We start from the raw sequence: 1,269 nt of genomic DNA on the forward strand, positions 1-1,269 counted from the left end.
CCCCGCCCCGCGACCCCGCGCTCTGGCTGGCCACGGTCCGGGCCGCCGCGACCGGTCTGCGGGACTGACCGCCCGCAGACCGTGAGGGTTCGCGCGGGTCGGGACCACCCGTAATGGCCCCGACCCGCCACCTCCGATCATCCCCGACCACAGGGAGGCGAAGTCCATGACCACCACCCGCGCCGGCCGGCCCCGTCTGAAGGCCGATGACCTGGTCGAGGTCCGCCTCGCCCGCACCCTGGCCGCGATCGCCGCGCTCGACCCGTCCCGGCACGGCCACACCGGCCCGGACACCCCGCAGATCACCGCCGCCTACGCGCAGCGCAATGCCCTGATCTGGACCGCCCTCGCGCTCGCCCATGAGGCCGGCGTCCCTGCCGGCGTCGGCCACGACCCAACCGACCCGCGCCCCATCGTGGTCTACCTGGAGCTGCCCACCGGTCAGGTGTCCTGGCACCTGCCCGCCCACCCGGCCGGCTGGGACGGACACAGCACCGGTGAGAAGTACCGGCGGGTCGCCGCCTTCGCCGTGGCGATCGGCGCCCAGGCGTGAACGAGGTCGACACCGACACCTGGATCGCCCGGCTGGAGCGGGAGCTGAAGGGCTCCCTGCCCGGGATGGTGCTGCTCGCCCTGGACGTCACCGTCGACGGTGCCCTGGCGATCGGGATTCTGCGGGTGCCGTTCGACGCCCGTGCCGGCCGGCACGGGCCCCGGATGCTGCTGGCCATCCTGGCCGCCGCCGACGCTCGAGGCCTGGACGTGGTGTGTACGCCGACCGGCGAGTACGGATCCGCGAAGCCGGCGCTGGTCCGGGCCCTGCGCCGGGTCGGGTTCGCGCCCGTGAGCGACGACCCGTCCGGGCACACCATGCGCCGCCGGACACCCCGCCCTGATCTGTGGAAGGACACGAGCTGGTGAGTGACAACGACGTGGCGGCCGAGCCGGCCGCCGTGCCGATGGCCCGTAAGAGGAAGGTGCCGCCGGCCGACCTGGGTCCGATCCAGGTGCTGCGGCACACCGGTTTGGCCGAGTGGCAGTGGGATGCCGGCACCGCCGCCGGGTTGATCCCGGGCGCGGACGTCGGCGGCCGGTGGTCGGTTGCTCTGGCCGATCAGGTCGCCGCCCGTCGCGAGGAGATCGTGGCCGCCGTGGGTGCGGAGGCGCCGATCGGTGGGCACCGGGCGGCTGAACGGCTGTCCGCCCGTACCGGTCTGGACGTCGACAAGGCCGATGTGGAGGCTCTGGCCGACGTCGGGGTGCTGCGGG

At 74.5% G+C, this 1,269-nt stretch carries 3 protein-coding genes; all 3 read left to right on the forward strand.

Annotated features, from left to right (window positions below; all coding sequences use genetic code 11):
- The first annotated feature begins 166 nt into the window (after nucleotides 1-166).
- Nucleotides 167-553, forward strand: a complete 387-nt coding sequence (locus K228_RS26595; protein WP_025620803.1) for a hypothetical protein — start codon at nucleotides 167-169, stop codon at nucleotides 551-553.
- Entirely contained in the window at nucleotides 550-921 is a 372-nt protein-coding gene (locus K228_RS0125045) for a hypothetical protein (RefSeq protein WP_025620804.1), read from the forward strand. Before K228_RS26595 ends, K228_RS0125045 begins: the two co-directional genes overlap by 4 nt.
- The coding region (locus K228_RS26325) for a hypothetical protein (RefSeq protein WP_025620805.1) at nucleotides 918-1,269 on the forward strand (352 nt) is incomplete at its 3' end. The genes K228_RS0125045 and K228_RS26325, both read left to right, overlap by 4 nt.

Origin of the sequence: Salinispora cortesiana, assembly GCF_000484695.1 — a bacterium.
Classification (GTDB): Bacteria; Actinomycetota; Actinomycetes; order Mycobacteriales; family Micromonosporaceae; genus Micromonospora; species Micromonospora cortesiana.